Genomic DNA, 18,130 nt, shown 5'->3' with positions numbered 1-18,130 from the left:
TGAGGACTGCGATAGAGATGGGCATTCGCAAGTACAAGCCGACGACGGCGGGCCGTCGCGGTTCGAGCGTGGCCGATTTCTCCGAGATCACCCGATCTCACCCGGAGAAGTCGCTGGTCCGTCCGCTGCACGGCAAGGGCGGCCGGAACGGGCACGGCAGGATCACCACCCGGCACCAGGGTGGCGGCCACAAGCGTGCTTACCGCGTGATCGACTTCCGCCGGAACGACAAGGACGGTGTGCCGGCCAAGGTCGCGCACATCGAGTACGACCCCAACCGGAGCGCACGCATCGCGCTGCTGCACTACCGGGACGGCGAGAAGCGTTACATCATCGCGCCGAACAAGGTCCAGCAGGGCCACATGGTGGAGAGCGGGCCGCGGGCCGACATCAAGCCCGGCAACAACCTGCCGATGCGCAACATCCCCACCGGTACGGTGATCCACGCCATCGAGCTGCGCCCCGGTGGTGGGGCGAAGATCGCCCGTTCGGCGGGCACCAGGGTTCAGCTGGTGGCCAAGGAAGGGCCTTACGCCCAGTTGCGGATGCCTTCGGGCGAGATCCGCAACGTCGATGTCCGCTGCCGGGCCACGGTTGGCGAGGTCGGTAACTCCGAGCACTCCAACATCAACTGGGGCAAGGCGGGTCGTAACCGCTGGAAGGGCAAGCGCCCGACCGTCCGCGGTGTCGTCATGAACCCGATCGACCACCCGCACGGCGGTGGTGAGGGCCGCACCTCCGGCGGTCGTCACCCGGTCAACCCGAAGGGTAAGCCCGAGGGTCGTAGCCGCCGCAGCAAACCCAGTGACAAGCTCATCGTTCGGCGCCGTCGCACCGGCAAGAAGAAGCGGCGCTGAGCAGGGAGGTAACGACCGATGCCACGTAGCCTGAAGAAGGGCCCGTTCGTGGACGACCACCTGCTCAAGAAGGTGGACGCCCTGAACGAGTCCAACAAGAAGACGGTGATCAAGACCTGGTCGCGCCGGTCCACGGTCATTCCGGACATGGTGGGGCACACGATTGCGGTGCACGACGGCCGCAAGCACGTGCCGGTGTTCATCAGCGAGAACATGGTCGGGCACAAGCTCGGCGAGTTCGCCCCGACCCGCACTTTCAAGGGTCACGTCAAGGATGACCGTAAGTCTCGCCGCCGCTGAGCGGGTTTGTGACACGAACGAGCCGGGTCGTCGCACGGATTCGACGACCCGGGGCAAAGGGGTAGCAGGATGAATGCCCGTACCGACGACAGTGCCGCGGTTGAGAATCCGCGTGCAGTGGCGCGGGCCCGCTTCGTCCGCGTGTCGCCCATGAAGGCGCGGCGCGTGGTCGATCTCATCAGGGGTCGAAGCGCCAGCGAAGCCCTGGACGTGCTCAAGTTCGCGCCGCAGACCGCCAGCGGTCAGGTGTCGAAGGTGCTCGCCAGTGCGATGGCCAACGCGGAGAACAACAACGCGCTCGATCCGAGCACGCTGTGGGTACACCGCGCGTATGTGGACGAGGGACCGACGCTGAAGCGGTTCCGCCCGCGTGCTCAGGGCCGGGCCTTCCGGATCCGCAAGCGGACCAGCCACATCACGGTCGAGGTCGAGTCGCGCCAGCCGAAGGGCCAGGGCAAGTCTCGTAAGCGCAGCCAGAAGGGGAGTGCCCGGTAGTGGGTCAGAAAATCAACCCGCACGGCTTCCGGCTCGGCATCACCACGGACTGGAAGTCGCGCTGGTACGCCGACAAGCAATACGCGGAGTACGTCGCGGAGGACGTCAAGATCCGCCGTCATCTCTCCCGCGGGATGGAGCGCGCCGGGATCTCCAAGGTGGAGATCGAGCGCACTCGCGAGCGGGTGAGGGTGGACATTCACACCGCACGGCCGGGAATCGTCATCGGTCGGCGGGGTGCCGAGGCGGACCGCATCCGCGGTTCGCTGGAGAAGCTGACCGGTAAGCAGGTTCAGCTCAACATCCTCGAGGTCAAGAACTCCGAGGCCGACGCTCAGCTGGTCGCCCAGGGGATCGCCGAGCAGCTGTCGAACCGGGTGTCCTTCCGCAGGGCCATGCGCAAGGGCATGCAGTCGGCCATGCGCTCCTCCCAGGTCAAGGGAATCCGGGTGCAGTGCAGTGGCAGGCTCGGCGGCGCCGAGATGTCCCGCTCGGAGTTCTACCGTGAGGGCCAGGTGCCGCTGCACACGCTGCGTGCGGACATGGACTACGGGTTCTTCGAGGCTCGTACGACCTTCGGCCGGATCGGTGTGAAGGTCTGGATCTACAAGGGCGAGCTCATCGGTGGCCTGAAGCAGAAGCAGCAGGAGTCCGAGGTGCGCCCGCCGCGCGGTGAGGGCGGCGGCGGTGGCGGCGGTCGCGAGGGCGGCCGTGGCGGCCGTTCCGAGCGTGGCGGCCGTCGTCGTTCGGGTGCCTCCGGCACCACGAACGTGGGCACCGAGGGTGGCCGTGCCGCAGCCAAGGGCGGTAAGTCCGGTGGCTCCGCGGAGAGCCCGCAGCAGGAGCAGACGGCGACGGACGCCGCCGCCGCGAACGCTCCGGCTGTCAGCGAGCCGCACGCTGATGAGAAGACGGAGGACTGACAAGTGCTCGTCCCACGCAAGGTCAGGTGGCGCAAGAGCCACGCGCCGAAGCGTAAGGGCTTCGCCAAGGGCGGCACCCGGATCAACTTCGGCGAGTACGGCATCCAGGCGCTGGAACACGCCTACGTGACCAACCGGCAGATCGAGTCGGCCCGTATCGCGATCACCCGGCACGTCAAGCGTGGCGGCAAGGTGTGGATCAACATCTTCCCGGACCGCCCGCTGACCAAGAAGCCCGCCGAGACCCGCATGGGTTCCGGTAAGGGTTCGCCGGAGTACTGGATCGCCAACGTCAAGCCGGGCCGGGTGGTTTTCGAGCTGAACTACCCGAACGAAAAGATCGCTTACGAGGCATTGAGGCGCGCGGTCCACAAGCTTCCGATGAAGTGCAAGATCGTGTCCCGCGAGGGTGGTGACTTCTGATGGCGGCTGGCGTCACCGCTACCGAGCTCCGGGAACTCAACGACGAGGAGCTCGTCTCCCGGCTGCGTGAATCGAAGGAGGAGTTGTTCAACCTTCGGTTCCAGATGGCTACCGGGCAGTTGCAGAACAATCGAAGGTTGCGCGTCGTTCGTCGGGACATCGCTCGGATCTACACGATCATGCGTGAACGTGAGCTGGGCCTCTCCGTGTCTCCCGAGGGCGCCGAGGAGGGCGCGGCATGACCGAAACAGTCACGCAAGAGCAGCAGCGCAACCAGCGCAAGACCCGTGAGGGCTACGTCGTCTCGGACAAGATGGACAAGACGGTGGTCGTGGCCCTCGAGGATCGTAAGAAGCACCCGCTCTACGGCAAGATCATGCGTAAGACCACCAAGGTCAAGGTGCATGACGAGAACAACGAGGCGGGCATCGGCGACCGGGTGTCGTTGATGGAGACTCGTCCGCTGTCGGCCTCGAAGCGCTGGCGGTTGGTCGAGATCCAGGAGAAGGCCAAGTAACGCCATCCGCGGGGGGCAGCGGCAAGCCCCCCGCGGGTTGTTGTGACCGCGCATGCCGGGTCGGAAATCGGGCGTGCCAAAGTGTCTCCGCACAGCGTGTGCGGAAACTTAGGGTCAGGAGTAAAGGTGATCCAGCAGGAGTCGCGACTGCGAGTCGCCGACAACACCGGGGCCAAGGAGATCCTCACGATCAGGGTGCTCGGTGGTTCCGGTCGGCGCTACGCGGGTATCGGCGACGTGGTGGTGGCTACCGTCAAGGAAGCCATTCCCGCCGCCGGTGTCAAGCGTGGGGATGTGGTCAAGGCGGTAATCGTCCGCCAGAAGAAGGAGAAGCGTCGTCCGGACGGTTCCTACATCCGGTTCGACGAGAACGCCGCCGTCCTGGTCAGGCCGGGTGGTGACCCGCGAGGTACCCGTATCTTCGGCCCCGTCGGGCGTGAGCTGCGTGAGAAGAAGTTCATGAAGATCATCTCGCTCGCGCCGGAGGTGCTGTGATGAAGGTGAAGAAGGGCGACACGGTCGTCGTCATCGCCGGTAAGGACAAGGGTGCCCGGGGCAAGGTCATCCAGGCCTTCCCGAGCCGGGAGCGTGTGCTGGTCGAGGGCGTCAACCAGATCAAGAAGCACACGCGCGTCTCGCGTACCGAGCGTGGTGCGCAGTCCGGCGGCATCGTGACGCAGGAAGCCGCGATCCACGTCAGCAACGTCATGGTCGTGGACTCGGACGGTAAGCCCACCCGCGTCGGCTACCGCACCGGCGAAGACGGCAAGAAGGTTCGGATCTCTCGCCGCAACGGTAAGGACATCTAACTCGTGACTACCACTGAGAAGAACACCGAGAGGATTGTCCCGCGGCTGAAGGCCCGCTACCGCGACGAGATCGTACCGGCGCTCAAGGAGGAGTTCCAGTACTCCAATCCGATGCTGGTGCCGGGCATGGTCAAGGTCGTCGTCAACATGGGTGTGGGCGATGCCGCGCGGGACAGCAAACTGATCGAGGGCGCTGTTCGCGACCTCGCGACTATCACCGGCCAGCGCGCCGAGGTGCGCAAGGCACGCAAGTCCATCGCGCAGTTCAAGGTCCGCGAGGGTATGCCGATCGGCGCCAGGGCGACGCTGCGTGGCGCACGGATGTGGGAGTTCGTGGACCGGCTGGTCTCCATCTCCCTGCCGCGGATCCGGGACTTCCGGGGGCTGTCGCCGAAGCAGTTCGACGGTAACGGCAACTACACGTTCGGTCTCAACGACCAGTCGATGTTCCACGAGATCGACCAGGACTCGATCGACCGTTCGCGCGGTATGGACATCACGGTAGTGACAACGGCCACCACCGACGAAGAAGGCAGGTCGCTGCTGCGGCAGCTGGGATTCCCGTTCCGGGAACAGTGACTCGTGGCCGTCGCTGCGGATCGAGACTAGGAGAACTGGGCCGATGGCCAAGAAAGCACTGATCAACAAGGCGGCACGCAAGCCGAAGTTCCGGGTGCGTACCTACACTCGTTGCCAGCGTTGCGGAAGGTCCCGGGCGGTCCTGCGGAAGTTCGGGCTCTGCCGGATCTGCTTCCGCGAGATGGCCCACGCGGGCGAGCTGCCCGGGGTTAGCAAGTCCTCCTGGTGAGGTCGTGAGACGGGACGACTCCCCAGACGGTGGAGCGTCTCGTCACCGGTACCGAAACCAGTGGCTGCAGCCCGGCAACGGCTCGCGACGACAACGGACTGACCGCTGCGAAGGTTCTTCGGGAGCGGGCAGCCAGTACCCCGACTTCGTTCAGGCCAGGGCCCAGACCTGCGAACCGCGGTTCGCGGTATCCGGGCCCGGGGAACCGAACGAGAAAGGTTGACAGGGTCACCATGACGATGACCGATCCGATCGCAGACATGCTGACGCGTCTGCGCAACGGGAGTCGCGCATACCACGACGAGATCGTGATGCCGCACTCCAAACTCAAGGCGAACATCGCCGACATTCTTCAGCGCGAGGGTTACGTGGCCGGCTCTCGTGAACAGCAGGGCGCCAAGACCAAGGAACTGGTCGTGGAGCTCAAGTTCGGGCCCAACCGCGAGAAGTCCATCACCGGGCTGCGCCGGGTTTCCAAGCCGGGGCTGCGGGTGTATGCCAAGTCCACGAACCTTCCCAAGGTTCTGGGGGGACTGGGCATCGCCATCATCTCGACGTCGAGCGGTCTGCAAACGGACCGCCAAGCGATGCGGAACGGTGTGGGCGGGGAAGTCCTCGCCTACGTCTGGTGAAGGAGGAGTTTACGGTATGTCGCGCATCGGGAAGTTGCCGATCACCGTTCCCTCCGGCGTCGATGTGAGCATCGACGGCCAGACGGTTACGGTGAACGGCCCCAAGGGCAAGCTGCAACAGAACATTTCCGAACCGATCAGGGTCGAGCAGGACTCGGACGGCTCGCTGCTGGTGAAGCGTCCGGACGACGAGCGGGCGAACCGCTCGCTGCACGGTCTGTCCCGCAGCCTGATCAACAACATGGTTGTCGGCGTGAGCCAGGGTTTCCAGAAGGATCTCGAAATCCAGGGCGTGGGCTACCGCGTGGTGCAGAAGGGGCAGAAGCTCGAGTTCTCCCTCGGCTACAGCCACCCCGTGGTCATGGAGCCCCCGGAAGGCATCGAGTTCGCCACGGACGGCCCGGCCAAACTTTCGGTCAAGGGCGTCGACAAGCAGCTCGTCGGCGAGGTAGCCGCCAGGATCCGCAAGCTGCGTCTGCCCGAGCCGTACAACGGCAAGGGCGTGCGCTACGCGGGCGAGAAGATCCGCCGCAAGGTCGGGAAGACGGGTAAGTGACCATGAGCGAGAGCACCACAGCCACCAGGAAGAAGCCGGCGGGCAAGAGCATCGCGGGCGAGCGTCGCCGTTCCCGGGACCAGCGGCACGTTCGACTCCGCAAGAAGATCAGCGGTACCCCGCAGCGGCCGCGGCTGGTTGTCAGCCGATCCACCAAGCACATCGTCGCGCAGGTCATCGACGACACGATCGGTCACACCCTGGCTGCCGCTTCCACCCACGAGCCCGACATGCGCTCGTTCGAGGGTGACAAGACGGCCCAGTCCACCCGCGTGGGTGAGCTGGTCGCGCAGCGGGCCTCCGAGGCAGGAGTCGAGAAGGTCGTGTTCGACCGTGGCGGCAACGCCTACCACGGCCGGGTCGCGGCTCTCGCGGACGCTGCGCGTGGCGGCGGTCTGGAGTTCTGAGAAGTGCGCAATAACCACATCGTCGTCGTACGAAGGATGACAGCACGTAACGGAAGGGACGCCTGATGCCTGGACGCACTCGGCGTGAAGGCGGTTCGGAATCCGGCGGCAAGGACCGCAAGGACCGCCGCGACGGCGGCCGTGGCGGGGCGGCCCAGGAAAAATCCCCGCAGTTCGAGCGTGTAGTGACCATCAACCGGGTCGCGAAGGTCGTCAAGGGTGGCCGGCGGTTCAGTTTCACCGCCCTGGTCGTCTGCGGTGACGGCGACGGCCTCGTCGGCGTTGGTTACGGCAAGGCCAAGGAAGTGCCTTCCGCCATCGCCAAGGGGGTCGAGGAAGCCAAGAAGAACTACTTCCGCGTACCGCGGGTGGCGGGCACCATCACTCACCCGGTGCAGGGTGAGGACGCCGCGGGCAAGGTGCTGCTGCGCCCGGCCAGCCCGGGTACCGGTGTCATCGCGGGTGGCCCGGTCCGTGCGGTGCTGGAGTGTGCCGGTGTGCACGACGTGCTGAGCAAGTCGCTGGGCAGCGGCAACGCGCTCAACATCGTGCAGGCCACCGTCACCGCGCTGAAGGAGCTGCAGCGTCCCGAGGAGGTCGCGGCCCGCCGTGGTCTCCCGATGGAGGACGTGGCTCCCGCCCGGATGCTGCGCCAGCGCGCGGGTCAGGAGGTCTGAGCCGATGAACAAACTCAAGATCACCCAGACGCGTGGTCTGGTCGGCACCAAGCCCAACCAGCGTGACGCCATGCGCACCCTCGGGCTGCGTAAGATCGGCCAGACGGTCGTTCGGCCGAACAGTCCCACGGTTCGTGGTCAGGTCGACACCGTCGGCCACCTTGTTTCGGTCGAGGAGGTCGTCGAGTAATGGCCATCAAGATTCACGATCTGCGGCCCGCTCCCGGTTCCAAGCGGAGCAGGATCCGGGTCGGCCGTGGTGAAGCCTCCAAGGGCAAGACCGCGGGTCGCGGTACCAAGGGGACCAAGGCGCGCAAGACAGTGGCGCCCGGGTTCGAGGGCGGCCAGATGCCGCTGCAGATCCGGCTGCCCAAGCTGCGTGGCTTCAAGAACCCGAACCGGGTGGAGTACCAGGGCATCAACATCGGCAAGCTGGCCGAGCGCTTCCCGCAGGGTGGCAAGGTCGGCATCGACGAACTGATCGCCTCCGGACTGCTCAAGAAGGGCGAACTCGTCAAGATTCTCGGCGGCGGGGATCTCGATGGGGTGAAACTGGACGTGACCGCGCACGCGTTCACGGGCAGTGCCAAGGACAAGATCGCGGCCGCGGGCGGCAGCGCCACCAAGCAGGAGCGCTGAGCCCGGACGAACCACCCCACCACGGGGTGATGTTCCGGTGCGATCGAACCCGCGCCGCGTCGCGCGGTTCACGATTTCGGGCCGGTCGACTTCGCTGTCGACCGGCCCGTTCTTTTGCTCCGGCGGTGCTCCCGCTGTCGGTGAGCGGTGATTTCGCCTTCGAACACGTGGTACCGACAGCCACACGTCGGGTTCGCCGATCGCGAACAGTGTCCGAAGTGGCTGCTCATTGATCACCGTGAGTGTTGTTCGGGTGCCGTTTCGTTGCCGTTGTCCGCAGGTGGCTACTACGGGCGGGGTGAATGCTGTTAGAGTCCGTGCGGCGGTTCCGTGCCACGCCGTGGTACGGAACCGTTGACGGAATCCAGCCGTGGGCGACTCGTGAGTCGGCCACCGACATCGGCCGGTGACTACCGGCTCGCGCACAGGAGGTCTGCGTGCTCGGCGCCTTCCGCTCGGCTCTGACGACGCCGGACCTGCGCCGTAAGATCCTGTTCACACTGGGAATGGTCGTGCTGTACCGACTGGGTGCCACGATTCCGTCCCCCGGGGTGTCGTACCCGAACATCCAGCAGTGTGTGCAGGTTCTACAAGGCGAGAGTCAGAGCGTCTATTCGTTGCTGAACCTCTTCAGTGGCGGAGCCCTGCTTCAACTGTCGGTGCTTTCCCTCGGGATCATGCCCTACATCACCGCCAGCATCATCGTTCAGCTGCTGCAGGTGGTGATCCCGCGGTTCGAGCAGTTGAAGAAGGAAGGCCAGTCCGGCCAGGCCAAGCTCACGCAGTACACCCGCTACCTGACGGTGGCGCTGGCCGTGCTGCAGGCCACGGGCATCGTCGCGCTGGCCGTGCGCGGGCAGCTCTTCCCGGGGTGTCAGCAGCAGGTCATCCCGGACAACTCGGTGCTGAACATGGTGGTCATCGTCGTCACCATGACCGCCGGTGCGGCACTGCTGATGTGGATGGGCGAGCTGATCACCGAACGCGGGGTCGGCAACGGCATGTCGCTGCTGATCTTTACCTCGATCGCTTCCCGCATCCCGGCCGAGGGTGGCAACATCCTGAACAACAGCGGCGGCTTCGTCTTCGCCGTGATCTGCTGCTTCGGTCTGGTCATCATCGCCAGCGTGGTGTTCGTCGAGCAGGCGCAGCGCCGCATCCCGGTGCAGTACGCCAAGCGCATGATCGGGCGCCGGATGTACGGCGGCACCTCCACCTATCTGCCGCTGAAGGTCAACCAGGCCGGTGTCATCCCGGTGATCTTCGGTTCCTCGCTGCTGTACCTCCCGCAGTTGCTGGGGCAGCTCGCCGGTAACCAGAACACCTGGTGGTCGCGTTTCATTCAGACCTACATCGTCGACCCGTCCAGCTGGGTACACATCCTGCTGTACATGACGATGATCATCTTCTTCGCCTACTTCTACGTCTCGATCACGTTCAACCCGGAGGAGCGTGCCGACGAGATGAAGAAGTTCGGCGGTTTCATCCCAGGCATCCGTCCGGGCCGGCCCACTGCCGAGTACCTGAGTTTCGTGCTCTCGCGCATCACGTTGCCCGGTGCGCTCTACCTGGGCATCATCGCGGTACTCCCGAACTTCTTCCTCGGGGTGACCGGTGGTCAGGGCGGTGCGCAGAACTTCCCGTTCGGCGGAACCGCTGTCCTGATCATGGTCAACGTGGGACTGGACACCGTCAAACAGGTCGAGAGCCAACTCACGCAGCGCAGTTACGAGGGCTTCCTCCGGTAGGCTCGAAGAGTCCTGGCGATGACGCCGTGGCCGCTGCCCGCTCGGTGGTTCCCACCCCCGAGCGGCGCGGTTCCGCTTCGAGTGGTTTCCCACAGTTCGGGCGGTGAACATGGCGAAATCGGCCACGTCGGTTACGGTGTCGATCGCTCGATGTCCGTGTCGGCGGGATCGCCGCCGGGAGCACTTCCCGGTGTCGCCGCGGCGCGGGCGTGCGATGACAGACGGGACGAAAGTGCCCGCCAAACGGTGGCGTGAGCCATCATCACGGATTCGGAGGCAGACCCTTGGTGCGATTGGTTCTGGTTGGCCCGCCAGGTGCGGGCAAAGGCACCCAAGCGGCCGTGCTGAGTGAACATCTCGCGGTCCCCCACATCTCCAGTGGCGATTTGTTCCGGGAGAACATCGACAACGTCACGCCGCTGGGCAAGGAGGCCAAGAGCTACCTCGACGCCGGGGAGCTGGTGCCGGACGAGGTCACCAACGAGATGGTGCGTCAGCGACTTGCCGCCAGTGACGCGGCCGAGGGCTTTCTGCTCGACGGATTCCCGCGCACGACGCCGCAGGCCGACGTGCTCAGCAACATCCTCTCCGAGAACGGGATGGAACTCACCGCGGTGGTGCAGTTCGAGGTTCCCCGGGAGGAGCTGGTCCGGCGCCTGCTGGACCGCGGTCGTTCGGACGACACCGAGGAACTCATCCGGCGCAGGCTGGACGTGTACGACTCGGAGACGGCGCCGCTGCTGGACTACTATCGGAACAAGCTGATCACGATCGACGCGTTCGGGCCGGTCGAGGAAGTCACCTCGCGAGCTCTGGAGGCCCTGCGCGCTCGTGCCTGAGTGGTTCCGCTCCCCGGTTCGATCCGTTGCCCGTAGCCGGGCGGCCGCTCCCGGGGAGATGATTTCGTGGCCGGACCCCGCGTGAACTCGTTCCGCGAACTGTGGTGTCCGGCGCGACGGTACTCGAGCCGCGGGGGTCGGGACGCGGGGCGGAGCCGAAGAGGTCTTCGGCCGTCCCGGAGTGCCCGGCTCCCGCGGTTGCCGGGCCGCGGTGGGGGAGTGGCCCGGGAGTCGTACCGGGACGAGAATCGTTCTTGTAAGGCCGTTGAGTTGACGAGAGGGGCAGCCGGTGCTGCGTCGCGGTAAGGGCATCGAGCTCAAGAGCAGTGGTGAGATTCAGGCGATGCGCGCGGCGGGACTCGTCGTCGCGCGCGCCCTCGCGGCGGTGACCGAGCAGGCGAAACCGGGGGTCAGTACCGCCGAACTCGACTCGGTCGCCGAGGAGGTCATCCGAGGCGCGGGTGCGACTCCCTCCTTCAAGGGTTACCACGGTTTCCCCGGTTCGATCTGCGCCTCGATCAACGAGAAGATCGTGCACGGCATCCCCTCGACGACCGAGGTGCTCGCCGACGGCGACCTGATCTCGGTCGACTGCGGAGCGATTCTGGACGGGTGGCACGGTGACTCCGCCGTTACCATCCCGGTCGGTTCGGTCGGTGAACGTGACCTGGCGTTGTCGGCTGCCACCGAGCGAGCGATGTGGGCGGGTATCGACAAGGTCGCGGCCGGTAACAGGCTGACCGACATCTCGCACGCGGTGGAGTCCGCGGCCAGGGCTGCCGCCACCTCGGACGGAATCGACTACGGGATCATCGCCGAGTACGGCGGGCACGGTATCGGAACCCGCATGCACATGGAGCCCTTCCTTCCCAACCTCGGCAGGCCGGGCAAGGGGCCCAAGCTCCGGGAGGGGATGGCACTGGCCGTCGAGCCGATGCTGACTCTCGGTCCGCCGGACAGCGAGGAGCTCTCCGACGAGTGGACCGTCGTGACCGTCGACGGCTCCCGGGCCGCTCACTGGGAGCACACCGTGGCAATCACGCCGGACGGACCCTGGGTGCTCACCGCCGAGTGACACCGCGTGTCACTCGGGTTGCGTAGCTGGTTCCGTGGCGGAACCTCTCGCACGGCGCTCGCTGTGGGTGCCCCGACATCGGGTAGGTACTACACAACGTCGCGGCCGTCCTCGCGAGAGCCGCACGGGAGAACCCGCGGTCGGTTCTGCTGCGAGGGTGGTGGTAGCCCGCCCGCGGGAGTGGTGGGAGCTCGGTATCGGGGGAGCACCGCGGGCCCGGCGATTTCGCGAGAAATTGACGCCCACCCGGGCCGGGCCACCTCACGCATCGGGGCCCCTCGCCTAGCTGCGCGGCGATTTCGCGAGAAATTGACGAAGGATTCGGGCGCTGCAGCTCACACGATCGGGGAGCGGCAGGTGTAGTGCAGCATCGGCGGGACACTTCGCCACGTGGTGTGCGTCAGCACCTCGCCGAAACCGGCCTCCAGGCGAGCGCGGAACCGGCGCCCCCCGGCGCTGTGGCGCATCGGCAGGTAGGTCATGGCGGTGAACACCCCGGCGGGTGCCAGGCTCAGGCGACACTGCCGAAGGACCTCGTGCTGCTCGTTCTCCCCGAGCAAGGACCAGGGAATGCTGGTCACGATCACGTCCGCGCTCTCGATCCCGAGGCTGGGCAAGGTCGATCGCAGTTTCCGAGCGTCTCCGTGCACCGTTTCCATCTCGGGAATCCGGTCGCGCAGATGGCGCACCATGCGCTCGTCGAGTTCTATGCCCACGTGCCTGCCCGCGGTGGGAAGTCTTTTCCGTATCTCGACGCTGAGTGAGCCGGTCCCCGGGCCGAGCTCGACAACCACCGGCTCACCGTGGGCCGGCACGACGCGCCCCACGCTGTCCGCCACCGCGCTCGAGGTGGGGGTCGCCGCGCCAACCGTTCCCGGATGACGGATCGCCGCAGTGAGGAACCGCCGGTAATCAGCGACGGGCGCCTTTCGCAGCCAATGCGTCGGTGAGAAACGGCCGTGGTGCTGGGTCGTCACCTTGTGTCTCCTCGGTGTGCCTGACCGGGGTGTCGCGCCGGACGGCCTTCGATCATACCGCCACTTGCTCCGGGAGCGCTTCCTACGGAGCGTCGCTCGCGGTCCGGCTCGCCCCGAGCCTCCCCGGTGAGACGGGGTTCGGCGGGTGTCAGCGGCGGTGATACGGGCGGCTGTGGGACTCGTCTCCCTCCTGGCGCGGCGAACGGACAACGACCAAATGTAACACAGGGTGTTTGTGTTACTGCTGAGAGTTACTGCCGGCTCGTTGTCCAGCCCCGATTTGGGTGGCATTCGCGCGTGCGCGTACAGTGGAGTATCGGCGCACTCGTGGCGCCGGTTCGTCATGCCGTTCTGTTCGCAGGGGGCGTGGTCCGCTGGGGCGGGCAGCAATGCGGTTTCCCGATCGTGGGGGCCGTGATCCTGTGCATGTCCTCCGGGCCAGCTTGTCCGTGGGTGGTTGGGCTGCCGGACCGCGTCGGAGTGGGTCTGCCTTTGGTGCCGGCTCCGGCGTCAGCGGTAATAACGGTACGAGCTACCGAGAAGATGAACTGTCACCGTCACGAAACGCGGAGGACATGGGCAAAAAGGACGGGGCCATTGAGGTCGAGGGTCGGGTGATCGAGCCGCTCCCCAACGCGACCTTCCGCGTCGAGTTGGAGAACGGCCACAAGGTCCTCGCGCACATCAGTGGCAAGATGCGCCAGCACTACATCCGCATCCTGCCCGAGGACAAGGTCGTCGTGGAGCTGTCTCCCTACGACCTCTCCCGTGGGCGCATTGTCTACCGCTACAAGTGACCTCCACGGTGTCCGGGGTTACGGACACGCGTCGCGATCAGGAGAGCACGGCCGTGAAGGTCAAACCGAGTGTCAAGAAGATCTGCGATAACTGCCAGGTGATCCGTCGTCACGGACGGGTTCTTGTGATCTGCAACAACGGGCGTCACAAGCAGCGTCAGGGCTGATCGGCAGCGAAGCGGTCTCTACCGAGACAACCGAACCAGGCGATACAAGGGACCTCCCCATGACCTGCCGACTCGGGAGTTGAGTCGGTTCACCCCCGGAACCAGGCCGGGGCTTCGTGTGGTTACGGGGTCCGGACGGGTCTTCGGTTTCGAAGCGAGTCCGCCCGGGCGAGCCCCGTGCACGAGGACGGTCGGGGAGTAGACCTGGAATGAAGAGTGAGGAGCACCTGCCAGATGGCAAGGATTGCCGGCGTCGACCTCCCGCGCGAGAAGCGCATCGAGGTCGCGCTGACCTACATCTACGGCATCGGCCGCAGCAGCTCGCAGGAGATTCTGCGCAACGCGGGCATTTCGATGGACACCCGTGCCAAGAATCTCGACGACGAGCAGCTCGCCAAGCTGCGTGAACACGTCGAGAACAACTACCGGGTCGAGGGTGACCTCCGTCGTGAGGTGCAGGCCGACATTCGCCGGAAGATCGAGATCGGCTCCTACGCCGGGATGCGGCACCGTCGTCACCTGCCGTTGAACGGGCAGCGGACCAAGACCAACGCCCGTACCCGCAAGGGGCCGAAGAAGACGGTCGCAGGCAAGAAGAAGGCCAGGAAGTAAGCCTCGCGAGGAGATAAGCAGTAATGCCACCGAAGGGTCGCGCCGGGACCGTCAAGAAGGTCCGGCGCAAGGAAAAAAAGAATGTAGCGCACGGACAGGCGCACATCAAGAGCACTTTCAACAACACGATCGTGTCGATCACCGACACCGTCGGTTCGGTGATCAGCTGGGCCTCCGCCGGTCACGTCGGCTTCAAGGGCTCCCGCAAGTCCACGCCGTTCGCCGCGCAGATGGCGGCCGAGAACGCCGCCCGCAAGGCCGCCGAGCACGGCATGAAGAAGGTCGACGTGTTCGTCAAGGGGCCCGGTTCCGGACGTGAGACGGCGATCCGTTCGCTGCAGGCCGCCGGCCTCGAAGTGGGAACCATCCAGGACGTGACCCCGCAGCCCCACAACGGCTGCCGCCCGCCGAAGCGTCGTCGGGTCTGAGAAGCGGGAGAGGAGTAGAAACGCAATGGCCCGTTACACCGGTCCCGCGACCCGTAAGTCCCGTCGGTTGAAGGTTGACCTCGTCGGCGGTGACCAGTCGTTCGAGCGTCGTCCGTACCCGCCGGGGCAGCACGGCCGCGGACGCATCAAGGAAACCGAGTACCTGCAGCAGCTGCAGGAGAAGCAGAAGGCCCGCTTCACGTACGGAGTGCTGGAACGTCAGTTCCGCTCCTACTACGAGGAGGCCAACCGCAGGCCCGGCAAGACCGGTGACAACCTGCTGCAGATGCTGGAGAGCCGGTTGGACAACGTGGTCTACCGTGCGGGACTCGCTCGTACCCGCAGGCAGGCCCGTCAGCTGGTCAACCACGGTCACTTCCTGGTCAACAACAGGAAGGTCGACATTCCGAGCTACCAGGTCGCCAAGTTCGACATCATCGACGTCAAGCCGAAGTCGTTGAACACGACGCCGTTCATCATCGCCAAGGAAACCCTGGGCGAGCGGCCCTGCCCGGCCTGGCTGCAAGTGGTGCCCTCGTCGCTGCGTGTGCTGGTGCACCAGCTGCCCGAGCGTGCGCAGATCGATACACCGGTCACCGAGCAGCTCATCGTCGAGCTCTACTCGAAGTGATACCGGGCGGAGCGGCTACCGCATCGATGGCTGCTCCGCGGTCCGGTACGGGTGGGGACGCGACGCGTCCCCACCTCGCCCACTGTTCGCAGCGGGCACGCCATCCCTTCGGCGTAAAATGGCGGGCGCCGTGTGGAAAGGAAAAACGACAGTGCTCATCTCCCAGCGACCCTCACTGTCCGAGGAGCCTATTTCGGAGACGCGCTCCCGGTTCACCTTCGAGCCGCTGGAGCCCGGCTTCGGTTACACCCTCGGCAATTCGCTCCGCCGTGCCCTGCTGTCCTCGATCCCGGGTGCGGCCGTGACCAGCCTGCGTATCGACGGTGTGCTGCATGAATTCACCACGATTCCGGGGGTCAAGGAAGACGTTACAGACGTCATCCTGAATATCAAAGAACTCGTGGTCAGTTCCGAGGACGACGAGCCCGTCACCATGTATCTGCGCAAGCAGGGTCCGGGTGACGTCACCGCCGCCGACATCGTCCCACCCGCCGGTGTGACGGTACACAATCCCGATCTCCACATCGCGACCCTGAACTCCAAGGGCAAGCTGGAGATCGAGCTCGTGGTCGAGCGGGGTCGCGGCTACGTCCCGGCGGCACAGAACAAGGAGTCCGGCGCCGAGATCGGCCGGATTCCGGTGGACTCGATCTACTCGCCGGTGCGGAACGTTTCGTTCGACGTCACCGCGACTCGTGTCGAACAGCGCACGGACTTCAACCGACTCGTTCTCGATGTCGAGACCAAGCCGTCGATGACCGCGCGGGACGCGGTCGCCTCGGCAGGCCGCACCCTGGTCGAACTGTTCGGCCTGGCCCGTGAGCTCAACGTCGACGCAGAGGGCATCGAGATCGGTCCGTCGCCCGCCGAGGCGGACACCATCGCAGCGTACTCCATGCCGATCGAGGATCTCGATCTCACGGTACGCTCGTACAACTGCCTCAAGCGCGAGGGTATCCACACCGTCGGCGAGCTGGTCTCGCGCAGCGAGGCCGACCTGCTCGACATTCGCAACTTCGGTGCGAAGTCGATCGACGAGGTCAAGATGAAGCTGGTCGGTCTGGGTCTGACCCTCAAGGACAGCCCTCCGGGATTCGATCCCTCCGCCGCTGCCGCCGAGTACCCCTCGGAAGGCTGGTCGGAGGAGCCGAGCATCTCCCAGGGGATGTCCGCCGGCGGTTTCGACACCGGTCTCGACAGCGGTTACGACACCGGCTTCGACAACGGTTATGACGACGACGGCCAGGACTACGCGGAGACTGAGCAGCTCTGACGGCTGCGCTTCGCGGACTGGTTTCCGGCCGCACCTTGAGAGGAGCAACCGATGCCCAGCCCAACGAAGGGTCCGCGTCTTGGCGGGTCGCCGTCGCATCAGCGGCTGATCCTGGCGAACCTGGCCACCGCGCTTTTCGAGCACGGGCGGATCACCACCACCGAGGCGAAGGCCAAGCGGGTCCAGCCGCTGGCGGAGCGTCTCATTACCAAGGCCACCAGGGGTGACCTGCACAATCGTCGCGAAGTGCTGAAGACGATCCGTGACAAGGACGTTGTTCACAAGCTCTTCGCGGAGATCGGACCGTTCTTCTCCGACCGCCCGGGTGGCTACACCAGGGTGGTCAAGACCATGCCCCGCAAGGGTGACAACGCTCCGATGGCCATCATCGAGCTGGTCAACGAGAAGACGGCCACCTCCGAGGCCGAAGCCGCCCGCGGCACCAAGTTCGCGAAGGACCAGCAGGCCACGGCGGAGCCCGCCCAGCGGGGCGAGGAGACCGCCGAGGCCGACGAGTCCGCGGACGTGGACGTCGCGGAGTCCGCTTCCGACGCCTCCGAGACCGAGGGCACCAGCGACGAGGACGCCGAGAACAAGGACCGGTCCTGATTTCGTCGCGTGCCGAGGTTGCAGACGAACCCGCCGCTCCCGAACGGGAGGGCGGGTTCGTTCGCGTTCGTGTCGAGCTCGCCTACGACGGCACCGATTTCTCCGGCTGGGCGCGCCAGCCCGGCTTGCGGACCGTGCAGGGACTGCTGGAGGACGCGCTGTGGAAGCAGCCGCCGGGCAGGGAGCTCGTGGGTTCGGTCGTAGTGGCCGGGCGAACCGACGCCGGGGTGCACGCCGATCGTCAGGTGGTTCACGTGGACGCGGTGCCGCTGGCGGCCGGGGATCGGCACCGGCTGGAGATCGACGAGCACGGTGTGCCCGATCTGACGCGGCTTTGTGGTCGCTGGAACCGCATTCTGCCCGGGGACGTGCGGGTGCTGCGGGCCGAGGTCGCTCCCGCGGGCTTCGACGCCCGGTTCGCCGCGATGCGGCGGCACTACCGCTACCTGGTTTCGGACGCGCCTTGGGGTGTCGACCCGTTGCGGCGACGCGACACCCTGGCCTGGAACAGGCCACTGGACGTGCGGCGGCTGAAACTGGCTTCGGACGACCTGGTGGGACTGCACGACTTCGCGGCCTTCTGCAAACAACGCGAGGGTGCGACCACCGTCCGGCAGTTGCAGTCGTTCGAGTGGGAGCGAGTCGACCGGCACCTGTTGGCGGCGACCCTCACCGCCGACGCCTTCTGCCACTCCATGGTCCGCAGTCTGGTGGGGTCGGTGCTGATGTCCGGTGATTCCAGACGCGGTACCGAGTGGCCCGCGGAGATGCTGCACGACGGCACCAAGACCAGCGCGGTGGCTCCCGCCCACGGCCTGACCCTGACCGGTGTCGACTATCCGCCCGACGACCAGCTGGCCGAGCGGATCAGGACCACCCGGGCGCGGCGTTCGCTGTGACCGTCGGTTTCGCCGGAAAACGGCGCCGCCCG

Annotated in this window: 29 protein-coding genes; 28 read left to right on the top strand and 1 reads right to left on the bottom strand. The window is 65.9% G+C overall.

Annotation, left to right across the window (positions count from 1 at the left end):
• Positions 1 to 17 precede the first annotated feature (17 nt).
• The 20 genes from rplB (at position 18) to map (ending at position 11,705) form a co-directional block, all read left to right on the top strand.
• Complete coding sequence (rplB, locus tag BLR41_RS02905; RefSeq protein ID WP_092626226.1) at positions 18 to 857, top strand: 50S ribosomal protein L2; 840 nt, start codon at positions 18 to 20, stop codon at positions 855 to 857.
• An 18-nt stretch (positions 858 to 875) separates the two neighbouring features.
• On the top strand, positions 876 to 1,157 hold the full coding sequence (gene rpsS / locus BLR41_RS02900; RefSeq protein ID WP_017976804.1) for a 30S ribosomal protein S19: 282 nt from the start codon (positions 876 to 878) through the stop codon (positions 1,155 to 1,157).
• 69 nt (positions 1,158 to 1,226) lie between these two features.
• The gene (gene rplV, locus BLR41_RS02895; RefSeq protein WP_170837289.1) at positions 1,227 to 1,652 is read left to right on the top strand and encodes a 50S ribosomal protein L22; all 426 of its coding nucleotides are present in this window, start codon (positions 1,227 to 1,229) and stop codon (positions 1,650 to 1,652) included.
• Entirely contained in the window at positions 1,652 to 2,575 is a 924-nt protein-coding gene (gene rpsC, locus BLR41_RS02890; RefSeq protein WP_092626224.1) for a 30S ribosomal protein S3, read from the top strand. The genes rplV and rpsC overlap by 1 nt, the downstream gene beginning before the upstream one ends.
• A 3-nt stretch (positions 2,576 to 2,578) precedes the next feature.
• Complete coding sequence (gene rplP, locus BLR41_RS02885) at positions 2,579 to 2,998, top strand: 50S ribosomal protein L16 (protein ID WP_019852823.1); 420 nt, start codon at positions 2,579 to 2,581, stop codon at positions 2,996 to 2,998.
• Positions 2,998 to 3,240 (top strand): 50S ribosomal protein L29, encoded by a 243-nt coding sequence (gene rpmC / locus BLR41_RS02880; RefSeq protein ID WP_017976800.1) that lies wholly within the window; start codon positions 2,998 to 3,000, stop codon positions 3,238 to 3,240. Before rplP ends, rpmC begins: the two co-directional genes overlap by 1 nt.
• Complete coding sequence (rpsQ, locus tag BLR41_RS02875) at positions 3,237 to 3,515, top strand: 30S ribosomal protein S17 (protein WP_092626222.1); 279 nt, start codon at positions 3,237 to 3,239, stop codon at positions 3,513 to 3,515. Before rpmC ends, rpsQ begins: the two co-directional genes overlap by 4 nt.
• Before the next feature lie 126 nt (positions 3,516 to 3,641).
• Positions 3,642 to 4,010, top strand: a complete 369-nt coding sequence (rplN, locus tag BLR41_RS02870) for a 50S ribosomal protein L14 (RefSeq protein ID WP_092626220.1) — start codon at positions 3,642 to 3,644, stop codon at positions 4,008 to 4,010.
• The gene (rplX, locus tag BLR41_RS02865; RefSeq protein ID WP_092626218.1) at positions 4,010 to 4,324 is read left to right on the top strand and encodes a 50S ribosomal protein L24; all 315 of its coding nucleotides are present in this window, start codon (positions 4,010 to 4,012) and stop codon (positions 4,322 to 4,324) included. The genes rplN and rplX overlap by 1 nt, the downstream gene beginning before the upstream one ends.
• A gap of 3 nt (positions 4,325 to 4,327) precedes the next feature.
• Positions 4,328 to 4,903 carry a 50S ribosomal protein L5 gene (gene rplE / locus BLR41_RS02860; RefSeq protein WP_092626216.1) on the top strand — a complete coding sequence of 192 codons (576 nt, stop codon included), beginning with the start codon at positions 4,328 to 4,330 and terminating at the stop codon, positions 4,901 to 4,903.
• Positions 4,904 to 4,946: 43 nt separating this feature from the next.
• Positions 4,947 to 5,132 (top strand): type Z 30S ribosomal protein S14, encoded by a 186-nt coding sequence (locus BLR41_RS02855; protein ID WP_092626214.1) that lies wholly within the window; start codon positions 4,947 to 4,949, stop codon positions 5,130 to 5,132.
• Between the two features lie 233 nt (positions 5,133 to 5,365).
• Complete coding sequence (gene rpsH, locus BLR41_RS02850) at positions 5,366 to 5,764, top strand: 30S ribosomal protein S8 (RefSeq protein ID WP_092626212.1); 399 nt, start codon at positions 5,366 to 5,368, stop codon at positions 5,762 to 5,764.
• Between the two features lie 16 nt (positions 5,765 to 5,780).
• Positions 5,781 to 6,320 carry a 50S ribosomal protein L6 gene (gene rplF / locus BLR41_RS02845; protein WP_092626210.1) on the top strand — a complete coding sequence of 180 codons (540 nt, stop codon included), beginning with the start codon at positions 5,781 to 5,783 and terminating at the stop codon, positions 6,318 to 6,320.
• 2 nt (positions 6,321 to 6,322) lie between these two features.
• Positions 6,323 to 6,727, top strand: coding sequence for a 50S ribosomal protein L18 (gene rplR / locus BLR41_RS02840; RefSeq protein WP_176797792.1), 405 nt, complete (start codon positions 6,323 to 6,325; stop codon positions 6,725 to 6,727).
• A 65-nt stretch (positions 6,728 to 6,792) separates the two neighbouring features.
• Positions 6,793 to 7,404, top strand: coding sequence for a 30S ribosomal protein S5 (gene rpsE, locus BLR41_RS02835; protein WP_092626206.1), 612 nt, complete (start codon positions 6,793 to 6,795; stop codon positions 7,402 to 7,404).
• A 4-nt stretch (positions 7,405 to 7,408) separates the two neighbouring features.
• Positions 7,409 to 7,594 (top strand): 50S ribosomal protein L30, encoded by a 186-nt coding sequence (rpmD, locus tag BLR41_RS02830; RefSeq protein ID WP_092626204.1) that lies wholly within the window; start codon positions 7,409 to 7,411, stop codon positions 7,592 to 7,594.
• Positions 7,594 to 8,043 (top strand): 50S ribosomal protein L15, encoded by a 450-nt coding sequence (gene rplO, locus BLR41_RS02825; RefSeq protein ID WP_092626202.1) that lies wholly within the window; start codon positions 7,594 to 7,596, stop codon positions 8,041 to 8,043. Before rpmD ends, rplO begins: the two co-directional genes overlap by 1 nt.
• Positions 8,044 to 8,480: 437 nt before the next feature.
• Complete coding sequence (gene secY / locus BLR41_RS02820) at positions 8,481 to 9,791, top strand: preprotein translocase subunit SecY (RefSeq protein ID WP_092626200.1); 1,311 nt, start codon at positions 8,481 to 8,483, stop codon at positions 9,789 to 9,791.
• 284 nt (positions 9,792 to 10,075) lie between these two features.
• A complete protein-coding gene (locus BLR41_RS02815; RefSeq protein ID WP_092626198.1) occupies positions 10,076 to 10,630 on the top strand; it encodes an adenylate kinase in 555 nt (184 codons plus the stop codon).
• A gap of 289 nt (positions 10,631 to 10,919) precedes the next feature.
• On the top strand, positions 10,920 to 11,705 hold the full coding sequence (gene map, locus BLR41_RS02810; RefSeq protein ID WP_092626196.1) for a type I methionyl aminopeptidase: 786 nt from the start codon (positions 10,920 to 10,922) through the stop codon (positions 11,703 to 11,705).
• A 335-nt stretch (positions 11,706 to 12,040) separates the two neighbouring features.
• On the opposite strand, the gene BLR41_RS22700 is transcribed toward map, so the two are convergent.
• Positions 12,041 to 12,682 (bottom strand): class I SAM-dependent methyltransferase, encoded by a 642-nt coding sequence (locus BLR41_RS22700; RefSeq protein ID WP_245693770.1) that lies wholly within the window; start codon positions 12,680 to 12,682, stop codon positions 12,041 to 12,043.
• A gap of 575 nt (positions 12,683 to 13,257) precedes the next feature.
• Here BLR41_RS22700 and infA point away from each other — a divergent pair.
• The 8 genes from infA to BLR41_RS02765 all read left to right on the top strand — a co-directional run bounded on the left by infA (position 13,258) and on the right by BLR41_RS02765 (position 18,098).
• Complete coding sequence (gene infA, locus BLR41_RS02800; protein WP_017976785.1) at positions 13,258 to 13,479, top strand: translation initiation factor IF-1; 222 nt, start codon at positions 13,258 to 13,260, stop codon at positions 13,477 to 13,479.
• Between the two features lie 53 nt (positions 13,480 to 13,532).
• Entirely contained in the window at positions 13,533 to 13,646 is a 114-nt protein-coding gene (gene rpmJ / locus BLR41_RS02795; RefSeq protein WP_092626791.1) for a 50S ribosomal protein L36, read from the top strand.
• 234 nt (positions 13,647 to 13,880) lie between these two features.
• On the top strand, positions 13,881 to 14,258 hold the full coding sequence (gene rpsM / locus BLR41_RS02790; protein WP_092626194.1) for a 30S ribosomal protein S13: 378 nt from the start codon (positions 13,881 to 13,883) through the stop codon (positions 14,256 to 14,258).
• A gap of 23 nt (positions 14,259 to 14,281) precedes the next feature.
• Positions 14,282 to 14,686 carry a 30S ribosomal protein S11 gene (rpsK, locus tag BLR41_RS02785; protein ID WP_092626192.1) on the top strand — a complete coding sequence of 135 codons (405 nt, stop codon included), beginning with the start codon at positions 14,282 to 14,284 and terminating at the stop codon, positions 14,684 to 14,686.
• A 25-nt stretch (positions 14,687 to 14,711) separates the two neighbouring features.
• Complete coding sequence (gene rpsD / locus BLR41_RS02780) at positions 14,712 to 15,317, top strand: 30S ribosomal protein S4 (RefSeq protein ID WP_092626190.1); 606 nt, start codon at positions 14,712 to 14,714, stop codon at positions 15,315 to 15,317.
• Between the two features lie 151 nt (positions 15,318 to 15,468).
• Complete coding sequence (locus BLR41_RS02775; protein WP_092626188.1) at positions 15,469 to 16,590, top strand: DNA-directed RNA polymerase subunit alpha; 1,122 nt, start codon at positions 15,469 to 15,471, stop codon at positions 16,588 to 16,590.
• A 51-nt stretch (positions 16,591 to 16,641) separates the two neighbouring features.
• Positions 16,642 to 17,199, top strand: coding sequence for a 50S ribosomal protein L17 (gene rplQ, locus BLR41_RS02770; RefSeq protein ID WP_092626186.1), 558 nt, complete (start codon positions 16,642 to 16,644; stop codon positions 17,197 to 17,199).
• Positions 17,196 to 18,098, top strand: a complete 903-nt coding sequence (locus BLR41_RS02765) for a tRNA pseudouridine synthase A (protein WP_092626184.1) — start codon at positions 17,196 to 17,198, stop codon at positions 18,096 to 18,098. The genes rplQ and BLR41_RS02765 overlap by 4 nt, the downstream gene beginning before the upstream one ends.
• Positions 18,099 to 18,130 lie beyond the last annotated feature (32 nt).

Source organism: Actinopolyspora mzabensis (assembly GCF_900101095.1).
Taxonomy (GTDB): Bacteria; Actinomycetota; Actinomycetes; order Mycobacteriales; family Pseudonocardiaceae; genus Actinopolyspora; species Actinopolyspora mzabensis.
This window is presented reverse-complemented; position numbering and strand designations above follow the sequence as displayed.